Here is a 13482-nt window from a genome sequence, read left to right as displayed (position 1 = left end):
CATTCCCAATCGCCTCCCACAAAGAAACCGAGAGTGCCAATGCGCTTTGATCGTACCGATGTCCGTATCCTGGCAGAGCTGCAACGCGACGCGCATGTCCGTAGCAGTGAGCTCGCCGAGAAGGTCGGACTTTCCCCTTCGCCCTTCTACCGACGTATCCGCATGCTCGAAGAGGAAGGCGTCATCGCCAAATACGTCACGCTGCTAGACCAGGAAAAGGCCGGCTTTCCCGTCAACGCGTACGTCCAGGTGGAAATAGAGAAGAAGACAGAGGCCAGGCTGGCCAACTTCGAGGCGGCCATCGCGCGCCAGGCGGAAGTGATGGAGTGCTACCTGATGACCGGCAGCTTCGACTATATGCTGCGGGTCGTCGCCGCCGATATCGCCGGCATCGAGCGCTTCGTCATGACCCGGCTCACCAAGATCGAGGGGGTCAGCAATATCAGCACTTCATTGGCGATGCGGCGCGTTGTCTACAAGACCGCGCTACCGATACGCGAGAAGGAGTGAGTGAAGTGGCGCGCAGAGTGGCCGTGTTCCCGGGCGCGCCCGAGACCCGACCACTCTGCGCTTTAGCACCATCAGGTCCCCCCACACACTCAGGGTCCCGGCTGGCCAGCGGCTAGAACACGGTACGAATTCCCGATCCAACCGCCCACTGATTGCGCCCGATCGTTGCGGGACTCGTCAGGATACTGGTATTACTGCCCGCACCCAGCATGCCCTTCGGCTTGTTATCCGAGAACGCGACATCGGTATATAGCATGGTACGCTTGGATAATGCGTATCCCGCCCCAACCTTGTACAGGTTTGCCCCGGCGGAACTGTTTTGCAGATCCTGCAAGTGCAGCCAGTCCGCCGTGAAACGCCACGCGGGCGATGCTTGATACGCCGCGCCGACATAGTAGAAGTTCTGGTTCGCACCCGTGGTGGGATTACGAAACTTAACAAAATTGATGCCAGCCTTGAGCGGGCCGGCCGTATATGTCGTACCGATGGTGTAGGCGCGCAACCAGGGATTATTCGTCTGCCCGGTTGGGTCCTTCGCATCGAAATAGCCCGATGCTATGCCCAGCGCCCCATTGGTCCAGTTCAGGTTGGCCGACATCGTGGACTTGTTGGAGAAACTGCCGGGAGTACCGCCCAAGGAGTACAGCAAGCCACCGCTGAAGCCGTAGAAGTTGTCAGGCAGCATGTACTTTATTGACTTGTTCACCCATGTGTACAGCAAACCGCCGTTAGCTGCGCTGTTTGCGCCCGACGCCACGCCCGCCAGGCCAAGAGACGGATTCAGGTTCGAGGCGTTCTGGAAGGTCGCGTTTGCGAGCGATCCGAAATTCATGTAGCCGGTGGCATCGCCCGCTGAGATGCCATCGAAGAACGGCGACCAGTTGCGCCCGAGGCGCACCGAGCCCCAGGGTCCGATCAGTCCGACGATGGCTCCACGGTCGAAAAGCGAGTTCGTGTCGTTGGGAAACGGCACGGAGAAATTGCCAGCCCCCGTGTCGGCGCTAAAGCCGCTTTCGACCTTGAACGTGACTTTGTACCCACCGCCGATGTCTTCGAGGCCGAGGAGGCCCCATCGGCTCGTCAGTTCATTGCCGGACGCCAGGGCCAGCGAGCCGGCGGCTTTGCCAGTGGCTGGATCCGCGCCCGCCACCGAACGATAGTTAAGGCCGACGTCCATGACACCGTACAAGGTCACGCTGGACTGTGCGCCAGCGGCGCCTGACACGCACAAGCCAAGCGCGGCAACGCCGCCGGACAAGATGGTGTTACGCAGCAGCAGCCATGCAGAGCCGGCTGCCGCCAACCCGTGAAGCCTGCTGCGTGGGGTCTCCGATTCCTTCTTCATTGTTTCCTCCAGAACGTCTCAGTTTGAAAAACAAGGGCCTGCAGAGCTTTGGTTTGCTTTCTTCTATTGCAGCCGGGACATCTCCTGACTAGTCGGCAGGCTCGCTTGCGCGCACCCCAAGGTGGCTCGCCATCAAGTCCCCATTAGCCGCTAGCTCCGTGGCCGGCCCACTGAATACAATCCGGCCGCTGGAGAGCACGACCGCGTTCTGCGCCACGGAGAGCGCGAGCCGGCTGTTCTGCTCGACCAACAAGATCGCGAGACCAGCCTCGCGCAGCCGTGCAATGATGTGAGCCACTTCCGCGACCATCTGTGGAGAGAGCCCTTCGGACGGTTCATCCAACAGCAGCACGCGCGGGCTTGCCATCAGCGCGCGGCCGATGGCAAGCATCTGCTGCTCACCACCGGAAAGGGTGCCCGCGCGTTGACTGAAGCGCTCGCCAAGCCTGGGGAACATTGCAACGATCTGGTCGAGCGACCAGCGTGGCCCCGCGTGCGGGGGCTGGGCGGGCTGCGCCACGAGCAAGTTCTCTTTTACTGAGAGCAGGGAGAACAACCGCCGGCCTTGCGGCACCACTGCTATGCCGCTGCGAATCACGCCATCGACGGGCAACGACGTGACCGGCTTGCCGAACAAGCGGATCTGTCCACGCATCGCACGAGTGATCCCGACGATGGTGTTGATGCAGGTTGTCTTCCCGGCGCCGTTCCGGCCCAGTAGCGCCAAGACGCTGGCCGGCGGCAGCGAGAACGACACGTCCTGAAGGATCTCGCTGCCGTCGTATCCGGAGGTGAGATGCAGCAGTTCGAGCGCGCGGGTTGTATTAGTGTCCAAGATAGATCTCCTGGGTACGCGGATCGGACAAGACCTCCCGCTTGTTGCCGTCGACCGCCACGCGGCCGCTCTGCAATACGGTGATGGTGTCTGCGTATGCGAGCGCGATATCCATGTCGTGCTCGATCATGATGATGGTCAGATCGCGGGGTAAAGCGGCAAGCAACTCGCCGACCCGGGAACGCTCCGCGCCGGACAAGCCGGCAAGCGGCTCGTCTAGCAGGAGGATGCGCGGGTTCTGGGCCAGAGCGAGCGCGATCTCGAGTCGGCGCATCTCACCGTAGGAGCACGAATCTACCAACGCATCAGCCTTCCTATCGAGTTCCACGCGTTCGAGCACCTCGCGTGCGTGCCGTGCGAGCGTTGGATTGCCGAATGGCCTCCACGCGCTCCAGCGCGACTGCGCAGCCGCCGCCAGCGAGATCTGCACGTTGTGCAAGAGACTGCTTTCGCGGAAAAGCGTGATGATCTGGTAGGTGCGGGCCAGCCCCCTGCGAGCGCGCCGCTGGGTCGGCTCCGTCGTCACGTCGGCGTCGAACAGGTGCAAGGTCCCGCAAGTGGCACGCAAATCGCCCGCGATCAAGTTCAGCAGCGTGGTCTTGCCCGCGCCATTGGGGCCCAACAGCAACCGGCGCTCGCCCTCGTACACGCATAGATCGATCCCGTCGACCACCTTGAGGGCACCAAACGCAATCCCGATGCCAAGTGCCTTGATCGCGGGGCGCCTAATCCGCGCATCGGCCGGGGCCGGCGACGCTGCCGCAAATGCGGGCAGTGGCAATATCTCGACTGCATTCATTGGGAACCTCTCTTCTTCAATGCCGCGGTAAGACCAGGCACGATCCCTTGGGGAAGAAAGACCACGACGGCTACTAGTAGCAGGCCGAGCAGCATCGGCCAGTACTCGAAGTAGCTGCTGACGATTACGCGGAAGGTCACGACGATCGCTGCACCGACTAGGGGTCCGAACAGCGTCGCCGGGCCGCCGACAATCACCATTAGCAGGGTCTCGGCTGTTTCGCCCAGGGAGAGCGCATGCGGGCTGATGAACTGCTGGTGAAAGACGAAGAGCACGCCGGCAACGGAGGTGACAAAGCCAGCGATGGCGAAGACCGAGATGCGGATGCGCCAGACGTCGTAGCCGAGCGCGGCCATGCGCCGCGGTTGCGAGTTGGTCGCGGCCAGGCAGACGCCAAGCGGTGAGCGCATGAAGCGCTGCAGCGCTACGATCAGCGCGATGAAGCAAAGTGCGACCAGCTCGAACCAAATGACGGGATCCGCGGTGACAACAAAGGGAATGCTCGGGCGCACAATGCCGCTCAGGCCGTTCTCTCCACCCGTAATGCGTCCCCAGTGCAACGCCACGCCCCAAAGCACCTGGGCCAGCGCAAGGGTGATCATGCCGATATTGAGCCCGGTGGTTCGCAACGCCAGCATGCCGACACCGACCGAGGCGGCCACCGTCCCTGCGATCGCCAACGCCGCCGCTAACCAGGGAGACAACCCCGCCTGCAGACACCCGATCGCAACGAAATAGCCCGCACTGCCCGCCAGCGCCGTCTGCGCGAAGGACAGCAATCCGCCGATACCGAGCAGGATGTTGAGACTGCTGGCGATCAGCGCCGCGATCATGACCTGGACCATCAGGTCAAGATAGAACGGTGAAGCGCAAAACACCGGAAACGAGAGCAGCGCGAGCGCTGCAGCAATGCCGAAAGCACGATTCATGATGGTTTCCTTCCGCAGAGACCCTGTGGACGCAAGGCCAGCACTGCAATCATCGGTACGAAGAGCAGTACATAGGACAGCTCGGGCAGCAGGGTCTGGCCAAAGCTGTAGACAAAGCCTGTCAATACACTGCCTAGGAATGCGCCCGGGATGCTGCCGGTCCCGCCCAGCACGACGACGATTAGCACCAGCGGCAGCACTTCCATGTCGAGCCCGGGAAAGACCGAGAGAATCGGTGCGCCGATTACGCCGGCCAGCCCAACGAGGGCCGCGCCCGCAAAGAACGTGGCGACAAACAAACGGTCAACTGGAATGCCGACGGCACGCGCCATGACGCGATCGTCAACTGCGGCGCGCAGCCTTGCGCCGAGCGTGGTACGTGACAAGGACCGATCGAGCGCAATGGCGATCGCAACCGCCACGCCCACGACGAACAGGCGGTACAAAGGAAAGACGGTACCCGCGAACGTGGTGGTGCCACTCAGCCATTCGGGAGATGCGACCTCCAGCGGCATGCCTCCCCATGCCGCGCGGCAAGCGTCGGCAATCACGAAGGCGATGCCTAGGGTTGCCAGCACCTGCGCCAGTTCATTGCCAGCAATGCGCGCGAGGATGACGCGTTCTACAAATACGCCCAGGACACCAACCAACACCGCCGCCAACAAAGCGGCAACGGCGAACGGCAGATCGGCACCAAGCAGCGTGACCGCCAGATAGGCGCCCAACATGAAGAGCGCGCCGTGGGCCATGTTCGGCACACGCATCAGGCCAAAGATCAGTGTGAAGCCGGACGCCATCAGGAACAGCAGGGAAGCGAAGGTCAGGCCGTTGAGCGTTTGCGTAAGAAGCAAGGACATGGTGAGCTCCAGTGCGCCGGCTTACTCGAGGTTCCGTGCGGGGGGAAACTCCCTTGAATAAACCGGGCTGGCGAGGAAGGTCTTCGGCTCGTAGGTCCAGAACTGGCTGACATCCGGATAACTCATCACGACCGAATTGACGAGCCTGTCGTTGACTCTTGTTACCTTGCGCACGTACACGGTCACAACCGGGTTGCCGAAGCGATCCAGTTTCAGCGGTCCGCGCGGCGATCGATCGATCTTCACTGCGTGCAGTGCATCGGCCAGCGCCTTTCCGTCGGCTGGCATGCCACCCGTTGCCTGTAGCGCTTGTTCGAGTAGCAACGCGGCGCTGTAGCCGCCCGTCGCATAGAAGCCCGGTGTGCTCTTGTAGCGCTTGCGGAAGCCGGCAACGTATCGCGCGTTATCCGCCGTGTCGATGGCCGCGCTATACCAGCCTGCGGAGGTAATGCCGAGCGCTTCGTTGCCCAGGCTGTCCAGCAGGGACTCGTCGACCGTGTTCATTCCGGCGAGCAAGGGAAGCTTCTGCTTGAGGCCATACTCGTTGTACTGCTTGAGGAAGCGCGTGGCATTGGCCCCCGAGAAGTTGATGAACACGGCGTCAACGTCGGGCTTGATCTGCGCAATAACGGTGGCGAAATCACTCGAATTGAATGGTGCCCAGAGCCGCTGAGTGATCCTTCCTCCGGCCTCTTCAAATGTGCGCTGGAATCCGGCGACGGCCTCATGGGAGAACGCGAGGTCTTCCGCGACCACGGCGATGCGCTTGTACTTGAGGACGCGCGCGGCATAGTCCCCGAATGGATGCATCGCCTGCGCGGACGAGCTGGAGCTGCGCACCATCCAGGGATCGGCCTTCCGTTGCGTCAGGTCCTCCGCAGCCGCTGAACTGAGGATCACCGGCACGCGGGCCCGGACCACGTCGTCCCGGATCGCGACAGCCTCGAACGCCGCCAGCGGGCCCACCACCACGTCCACATGATCGCGCTCGGTCAGCTGCAGAAACTTTGCCTTCGCGGTGGCTGGAGACGCCGCCGTATCCGCCACGATGAGTTGAATCGGCCGCCCGGCGAGGCGGCCCCCCCTCTCGCTCAGCAAGTATTCGAATCCTTCCTGCATTTGACTGCCGATACCGGCAGCGACACCTGTCTTGACGGTCATCAGACCGACGCGCAGTGGTGCCGGATCGGCTGCCTTGGCAGGAGACGGTGTAAGGCAGGCGGCACCCGCGATAAACAACGGCAATAGTGTTCGCGACAGCATGGGGGGTAGTTCTCCGTATCAATTGTTCGGCTCTCAAGCTCCCTGGCTTGCGGCTAATGCAAATATCGTTCTTGTGATCACTGATCTCAATTGGGGTTTACGCCTCCAAGTGCAAAAAGTGCATTAATAGCCTTTTTAATGCGGTTTTTTTGGAAAAAAACCTCGCAACGGTGGCGCTCGCTGGTTTGCTAATAAAGCATTGCGTGATCTCAGATCACGCTGCTATATTGCAGACAGTGCATATCGGCAAACCAAGAGAAAGAGAGGAGAGGAAAAGATGGATATGACGCGTAAGGGCCAGAGGTGGGTGCTCGACGCCTTCCTGGCCGTGGGTGGCCTGGATGTGCTGCATCCGGATGCAGGTGCGATCTTCGAGCAGATCGGCTACGACTCGACCGATCTGAAGCGAGTGTTCAACCCGGTCAAGGCGGGTTCGATGCTCCCCTCGGCCTGGAGCGCCGCAGCCAGGGAGATAGAGCAGCGCGCCCGTCATTGGGAGGAGCGCGGCTTCATCCGCACGGCAAAGCGCCTTTATGAACGTGCGACGTTGCTCTATGCGCGCACGCACTATTCCATCATCGGCGACGATCCGCGTCGCATGCGCTATCTGGACAAGCTGGTAGCAACCTTCGAGAAGGTCATCGAATTCTCCGACCACCCCATCGAGCGCGTGATGCTGCCATTCGAAGGCAAGCATCTCCACGGCATCCTGGAGCACCCGCCCGGCGCGCAGCGCCTGCCCTGCGTGATCATGCTGCCCGGCATGGACATGTTTAAGGAAGACTGGCACAAGCTGATGGAGCAGCGCATCCTGCCGCGTGGGTGGGCCGCCTTTGCACTCGACGGACCGGGTCAGGGAGAGAGCCTGACCAAGGGTCTGAAGATGACACTCGACAACTATGACCGCGCAATCACCGCCGTGATCGACTGGCTATCGGCACATCCCGCCATCGATCCGGAGCGCATCATGATCATGGGCTCCAGCATGGGGTCGTGGTGGGCGACGCGGGCCGCCGCGGTCGAGCCTCGTATCCGTGCCATCGCTGCAAACATGTCGAACTTGGGCGACAAATTCGTGTTGCTCAATCAAGCGCAGCCGAGCTTCATGTCGAACCTGATGTTCATGACAGGCATCACCGACACCGACGAAATCCAGGCGCTCTCGAAAACGATGGCACTGGACGATATCGCGCCGCGCGTCAGCGTGCCCTATCTCATCGTCACCGGCGAGAACGACGAACTGACGACACTGGACTCCACCATCGATGTCTACAACAAGCTGCGCGGGCCAAAGGAGCTCTGGATTTACCAGTACGAATTCCACCCGATCGGGCCGCAATCGGACGAGTGGCTGACGGCCTCGCTCGACTGGCTGGGCCTCGCCGTTGAGGGCGCGTTTTTACCGGACCATGAATCGCGTACCTTCATCACCAAGCAAGGCGAATATCTTGAGGGCAATGGCGATCCGGGATGGTGGAATCCGTAAGCGCATCCGATGCCGCTGCATGACCGGGAAGGCAGGATCCGGATGTACGGCCGGTTGATTGACTGGCGCGACGCCACCGTCCACACGCTCGCCCCCATGCCGCACTACGATGTGCAGAGCGGCATGGATGAGAAGTATGAGGATTGGCTGACCAGGGGTTCAAGACGGCGGCGGCCTCGGGACGACAGCGTCGATCCGAGGCTCGTGGCCGGTGCGGGCAGGCGCCAAAGGAAAGGCTTGGACTACCTCCTACGACGCCAACCCTGGTAGCCAGGCGCTCTCATTCAGCGCGCGTGTAGTCAGCGGCCGCAAGCACCGATCCCTCCCGGCTGCGCACTGACTGAAGAGCCGGCCGTACCCTGCACACGGCTACACGTTCCAGCTTGCATAAAGATCTCCGGGTAATTGTTTTCGGTGACGAGGCGGCCATGCGCCACGGCTTCGGCAAGCTCACGCTTGACTTGCTCCCGGGTGACTTGCGATTGCGCGCACGCCGGAGACATCGGCTGTGCCACCGTGCGATCGGCTGCCATGGCCTCCAGACCAACAGACACCGCCGCAAAAAAAACGAACATCATCAAGCTGCGCTTCATTCTCGAACTCCTCTACTACGAACTACGGGTATCCGTGGAAACCGGGTTTACGAGTTCAAGCATAGCCGCGGGCGTGGGCCGCGAAAAGGCTCCAGGCGGTTCACGCAGTGTTGCAAGCGGTGAAACATTCCAATGAGAAGGCACGGTGGACAGGCTATTCACAATGCGCGTTTTCCTTCAAGTCGTCGAGAGCGGCTCTTTCGCTGCCGCTTCGCGCGTCATGGCAGTCTCAAAGCCGATGGTCACGCGCGCCGTGGCCCGACTGGAGTCGCAGTTGCGGGCGCGCCTGCTACAGCGGAGCACCAGAAGCGTGCTGCCAACCGCAATCGGCATCGAATACGCCCGGCGCTGCGGGGAGATTCTGGCCGCCATCGACGAGGCCGATGCATTCGCGGGGCAGGAACATGTCAATCCGAGAGGCCTGCTTCGCGTCGCGATACCGTCCTCGCTTGCTCTAACTTTGCTGGCGCCTGTGCTGGCCGAGTATGCCCGGCGCCACCCCGAAGTGAAACTGGATGTCTCTCTTGTGGACAGGCAGATCGATATGATCGAAGAGGGCTTCGACGTGGCGATCGTGGTCGATAGCATGCTAAATAGCGATGACGTAGTGGCTCGCCGGGCGAGCCTCAGCCATTTCGTCGCCTGCTGCACGCCGGCTTATCTTGGCAGCCTGCAGGCACCCTCCACGTTCGCAGAACTAAAAGGCCACCGCATCTTCTGCCTTCGGCGCTTCGCAGGCGAGCTGCCCAAACTGGAATCCCGGCGCGTAAATATCACGGGCAACAGCGCAATGCTGCGTCTGCTAGCACTTGAAGACGCGGGGATTGTCATTGTTCCGACGTTCCTAGTCACCGATGATCTTTCAGCTGGGCGTCTGGTCAAGGTATTGCAAAACGAAACGCTTCCTGCAGTGGATGTGTGGGTTGCCTATCCGACCCGGAAATACGTATCGGCCAAAGTGGAGCGATTCGTGGAAGCCGCATTCACACAGTTGGTGCATGCCGGGTGACCGTCGTGAGATTCTGGCCAGCTTGACGGGGCTTTCCCGCACGGCCAGGCTGGCTAGCTATCGACCCGTTTAAATACAAAACGTGTCTGCCGAGTAGAGGGGCGGCGATGAGAAGGTAACGGCTTCACGATAGGCGGAAGTGGAGCAATGGCCGCTACAAGCTGACGAGTAGGGGCAAGGCCAGAGTGCAGGTGGGTCCGGATGCACGCGCACTACATCGGGACCAATCGGCTCCAATCTCCCGCAGCGCACTGCGCGCGGCGCTCGGTAGCGCTGGCGCGCTCCTGCGCGACGGCCACCAACTTGCGGGTACGCTCCAGCTCCGCCGAGAATTGGGTACGCAACTCCTGCAACTGCCGCTCAAGCGCGTCCACTTGACGGAAGCCCTCCTCCTGGCGCGCCTGGGCGGCCGCGCGGGCCTGGCGATCTGCGTCCAGCTCCCCCTGTAGCGCCGCGCTGCCCCGCTGTCTACCTGGGCCGGTGGACGCGGCGCAGTTGCCCTAGCTCCAGCACGGGGCGTATCGTTGGTTGGCGCCGGAGGCGGTGCTGGCGGATGCGGGCGTACACGCCTATACGAAGGCGTACTTCGCATCTGGCGAGCCATTCGCCAGCCCGGCAAAGGTATCAAACCGTCCCGCACGGAGCCGGTTGAAGACGCGCAGATTTGGCACTAAGTTGGAATCGCTTGCGCGGAAATCCGCGCTTCCAACTCTGGAGCACACATGGCCAACTCACTTTCCGTTGTCAAGGCCGCCTACGCCGCTTTCGGGCGAGGCGATGTCCCAGCCATTCTTGATCTCATTGCCGAGAAGGTGGACTGGAAGCTATTGGGGCCGCCCGCCATCCCCTACGCCGGCCAGCGTAATAACAAGGAAGCGGTGGCGCGGTTCTTCGCTGAGGTGGCACAGGCGGACGACATGCAAAGCTTCGAGCCACGCGAGTTCATCGAGGCCGGCGAACAGGTGACCGTGCTAGGCTTCGAACGATTCGTATCCCGGCCGGAAGGAAAACTGGTCGAAACCGAATGGATCCATGTGTTCACCGTTCATGACGGTAAAATCACCCGCTGGCGCGGTTGCTACGATACGGCTAGACGCTTTGTGTAAGCAAGGTGCCGGTAACGTGCCGGCGGTCGCCGCTCGCTGGAGACCGCCAGCTGACCTTCGAGTTCGGCGAATGGCCGCCATTGCATCCGTCACGTCGGGGATGGCGCGTGAGGCGCTGGTTGGTCAGCTTCGCTGCGCGCTCAGGACGCCATACAACGGGCGCGCGGCTCCTCGGCACCCTGCGCAGCGTCTTCGGAAACTTGCCGATTCTGCAGGCGACTGTGCATCGCCTCGCACCGGCTCAACATCGTTGCGGCGGGATCCTCTTCCGCGGCGGCAATGCCAGCCTGAGAGCCGACGCGCAGGTAAACTTGCCGGGAGACAACGGCGATGATCACGATGATGGCGCCGAGGCGGAAGGCTCGGGCGGCAATTCGGAGGTATTGCGCCATGGCGGAATTGCACGGTATGGCAGAAGGAGATTTGGCAGTGAGACTACACGAGGATGTCTCGGGTCGGTGCCATGCCGTTGCAGGATTGACACAATCCGTTTTTTCGCGGCGGGGTTGGACACCATGTTGAGCGATAGCACATGGCTGTCCTGAAGAGTATGTCCCGAAAGACGCCATCGGCGTTGCCGAACGGCCACTATTGGGCCACGCCCCACGCGCCCTTTCCGCTGGACGGTCCCAACGGCCATGATGAGGTTTTCCCTGGCGCCCACTGCGTCAGCGACGGCAAATGGGTCACCTTCTATAGGGACGGCGAAGAAGTCTGGGCATGCAATGCCGTGTATGCCGCCGCCCATTTCGACTTTGCTCCTGTTCCCGCCGGCCGCTCGTCGATGGACGGCTGATGGCCATCGGGTGCTTTGCGCCCGACAAAGAATAGGCGAATCAAATGTCCACCCCAGATTCAACTTTCAATTGTCGCGGCACCGGATGTTATGTCAGACATGTCGGCCGGCTTGGAGAATATGGAGTACTCGCAACCGTTGGTTTGCACATTCTTGTTTCCGGTTTTTGCAGCAATTTTGTTCCCGCCCCCAATGGGCATCCTTTGACAGCTCCCATGGAAAGCGTAGTGGCCTCAGCGATCGGCCAGTTGGCAGCGGACCAGCGGGAACAACATTGTGCAAACCAATACCACCGATCGAGGCGCGCAGCGAATCCCCTCCATGGCCCATTTCCTTATACAGAAGTCATGACTTTTCCCGCAGTGCTTGAATGGTGAGCGCGGCGTCCATGGTTCGCTGCAGTTGCCGCTCCAGCGCTTCGACCTGGCGCTTGCCCTCCTCGGGGTAATCGAATGGAAGTCCCCGCCATTCGATTACCCCAACTGGGAAGCGCCCCGCCTCGCCGCCTTCACCACACGCGCGGTGCTCAGTAGGAGAACGCCAGCGACCACATACATCGCGACTACCAGGTACATGGCGTAGGTCGCGCTGCCGGTCTGCTGCCGGATAAGGCCTGTGATCGACGGACTCACCATCGGCCCGAGGTTACCCAGGCTACTGATCAGCGCGATGCCGCCGGCGGCCGAGGTCACCGACAGGTACTCGCTGACAAGCGTGAAGAACAGCGGCGTCAGGGAGGCGGTGCCGATCGATGCGATAGACAGCGCGATGATCGACCCCACCAGGTTTCCCTGCAGCAGGGTGGTGGCAAACATGCCGATGGCCGCGATGGCTGCGCTGATCGCGAAGTGCCAGCGGCGCTCGTGTTGCTTGTCTGAACTGCGCGCGACCAGGACCATGCCGACTGCGGCGACCGCATTCGGGATCGCGGCGTAGATGCCGATCAGCATGACGTCCTTGACGCCCCAGCTCTGGATCAAGGTCGGAACCCAGAATGCGAGTGCATAGGTCGCGCCGAGCGACAAGAAGTACACCAGCGCGAAGATGTAGATCTTGGGGTCACGCAAGGCGTGCAGGACGCTGGGTTCGTCCCTACCCTCGATGCCATTTTCGTTGTGCTCGAGGTGATGGCGGAGTAGGTTCTTCTCGGACTGCGTCAACCAGTGCGCATCGTTCGGGTTGTCCTGCAGCAGCAGGTAGATCAATACACCGAGTACCGAAGCGGGCAGGCCCTGTACCACGAACAGCCACTGCCATCCGTGCATGCCGCCAACCCCGTTCATATACTTCAGGAGGGCGCCGCTCAACGGCCCGGCGACGCAGCCGACAATAGTCGTCGCCGTCATGAAGATCGCGATCACCTGCCCGCGGCGGGCCGAAGGGTACCAGTAGGTGAGATACAGGATAACGCCAGGAAAGAAGCCGGCCTCGAACACGCCGAGCAGGAGCCGCGCGGCATAGAACTGGGGCGGCGTGTCGACGTACATCATCGCTGCGGCGGCGATACCCCAGCAGAGCATGATACGCAGCAGTGTCCTACGCGCGCCGATCTTTTCCAGTAGCAGGTTGCTTGGCACCTCGAACAGCAGGTAGCCGAGGAAGAAGATGCCTGCACCCAGACCATAGACCGCGTCGCTCCATGGCAGGGTCTCTCTCATCTGCAACTGCGCATAGCCGATGTTGACGCGGTCGAGAAAGGCGACCATATAGGCGACTAGCAGCAAAGGAAGGATTCGCCAGCTTATCTTGCGGTAGATCGCGTCGGCCGAACCGACCTGGAGCGGCAGAGGCGGCGAGGCCTGGACAGTTGTGTTCATCATTGCGTTGTGTAGGCCCTGTCAAGTTGAGATGGCGGTATCGAATAAGATATTGCGATGGGGCCTGTCAGTTCTTTTGTGTGGAGGGCAGGTAATGGCTCATCGGCAATTGGACCGGTGAGCCGACATTATCTCAG

The 13482-nt window shown here is 61.4% G+C and carries 14 protein-coding genes; 5 read left to right on the top strand and 9 right to left on the bottom strand.

The features are described 5' to 3' along the window. Window positions 1–39: 39 nt before the first annotated feature. Window positions 40–510, top strand: a complete 471-nt coding sequence (locus AC1RWI_RS26015; RefSeq protein ID WP_043346316.1) for an Lrp/AsnC family transcriptional regulator — start codon at window positions 40–42, stop codon at window positions 508–510. Window positions 511–622: 112 nt separating this feature from the next. Here AC1RWI_RS26015 and AC1RWI_RS26010 read toward each other — a convergent pair whose 3' ends face one another. The 6 genes from AC1RWI_RS26010 to AC1RWI_RS25985 form a co-directional block, all read right to left on the bottom strand. After that, window positions 623–1855, bottom strand: coding sequence for a porin (locus AC1RWI_RS26010; protein ID WP_082054868.1), 1233 nt, complete (start codon window positions 1853–1855; stop codon window positions 623–625). 88 nt (window positions 1856–1943) lie between these two features. Then, entirely contained in the window at window positions 1944–2690 is a 747-nt protein-coding gene (locus tag AC1RWI_RS26005) for an ABC transporter ATP-binding protein (protein WP_492869706.1), read from the bottom strand. Beyond that, window positions 2680–3489: an ABC transporter ATP-binding protein gene (locus AC1RWI_RS26000; protein WP_492869704.1), complete on the bottom strand. Its 810-nt coding sequence runs from the start codon at window positions 3487–3489 to the stop codon at window positions 2680–2682. Before AC1RWI_RS26000 ends, AC1RWI_RS26005 begins: the two co-directional genes overlap by 11 nt. Further along, window positions 3486–4418, bottom strand: coding sequence for a branched-chain amino acid ABC transporter permease (locus AC1RWI_RS25995; protein ID WP_043346319.1), 933 nt, complete (start codon window positions 4416–4418; stop codon window positions 3486–3488). Before AC1RWI_RS25995 ends, AC1RWI_RS26000 begins: the two co-directional genes overlap by 4 nt. Beyond that, a complete protein-coding gene (locus tag AC1RWI_RS25990) occupies window positions 4415–5275 on the bottom strand; it encodes a branched-chain amino acid ABC transporter permease (protein WP_043346322.1) in 861 nt (286 codons plus the stop codon). Before AC1RWI_RS25990 ends, AC1RWI_RS25995 begins: the two co-directional genes overlap by 4 nt. 21 nt (window positions 5276–5296) lie before the next feature. Further along, on the bottom strand, window positions 5297–6538 hold the full coding sequence (locus AC1RWI_RS25985; protein ID WP_492869701.1) for an ABC transporter substrate-binding protein: 1242 nt from the start codon (window positions 6536–6538) through the stop codon (window positions 5297–5299). Window positions 6539–6815: 277 nt separating this feature from the next. Between AC1RWI_RS25985 and AC1RWI_RS25980 the strand changes: the two genes are divergently transcribed. Beyond that, a complete protein-coding gene (locus tag AC1RWI_RS25980; RefSeq protein WP_043346325.1) occupies window positions 6816–8024 on the top strand; it encodes an alpha/beta hydrolase family protein in 1209 nt (402 codons plus the stop codon). Window positions 8025–8323: 299 nt separating this feature from the next. On the opposite strand, the gene AC1RWI_RS25975 is transcribed toward AC1RWI_RS25980, so the two are convergent. Continuing rightward, window positions 8324–8617, bottom strand: coding sequence for a DUF4148 domain-containing protein (locus AC1RWI_RS25975; RefSeq protein WP_043346330.1), 294 nt, complete (start codon window positions 8615–8617; stop codon window positions 8324–8326). A gap of 163 nt (window positions 8618–8780) precedes the next feature. On the opposite strand from AC1RWI_RS25975, the gene AC1RWI_RS25970 reads away from it, so the two are divergent. Both AC1RWI_RS25970 and AC1RWI_RS25965 read left to right on the top strand, forming a co-directional pair. Beyond that, on the top strand, window positions 8781–9626 hold the full coding sequence (locus tag AC1RWI_RS25970; RefSeq protein WP_052494580.1) for a LysR family transcriptional regulator: 846 nt from the start codon (window positions 8781–8783) through the stop codon (window positions 9624–9626). A 722-nt stretch (window positions 9627–10348) separates the two neighbouring features. Then, the gene (locus AC1RWI_RS25965; protein ID WP_492869698.1) at window positions 10349–10732 is read left to right on the top strand and encodes a nuclear transport factor 2 family protein; all 384 of its coding nucleotides are present in this window, start codon (window positions 10349–10351) and stop codon (window positions 10730–10732) included. A 140-nt stretch (window positions 10733–10872) separates the two neighbouring features. Here AC1RWI_RS25965 and AC1RWI_RS25960 read toward each other — a convergent pair whose 3' ends face one another. Beyond that, window positions 10873–11124 carry a hypothetical protein gene (locus AC1RWI_RS25960; protein WP_492869696.1) on the bottom strand — a complete coding sequence of 84 codons (252 nt, stop codon included), beginning with the start codon at window positions 11122–11124 and terminating at the stop codon, window positions 10873–10875. 140 nt (window positions 11125–11264) lie between these two features. On the opposite strand from AC1RWI_RS25960, the gene AC1RWI_RS25955 reads away from it, so the two are divergent. Further along, the gene (locus AC1RWI_RS25955; protein ID WP_236702019.1) at window positions 11265–11528 is read left to right on the top strand and encodes a hypothetical protein; all 264 of its coding nucleotides are present in this window, start codon (window positions 11265–11267) and stop codon (window positions 11526–11528) included. Between the two features lie 473 nt (window positions 11529–12001). On the opposite strand, the gene AC1RWI_RS25950 is transcribed toward AC1RWI_RS25955, so the two are convergent. Then, window positions 12002–13348 (bottom strand): MFS transporter, encoded by a 1347-nt coding sequence (locus tag AC1RWI_RS25950; RefSeq protein WP_492869694.1) that lies wholly within the window; start codon window positions 13346–13348, stop codon window positions 12002–12004. Window positions 13349–13482 lie beyond the last annotated feature (134 nt).

It is taken from the genome of Cupriavidus sp. MPR-AND1C (assembly GCF_058809705.1).
This window is presented reverse-complemented; position numbering and strand designations above follow the sequence as displayed.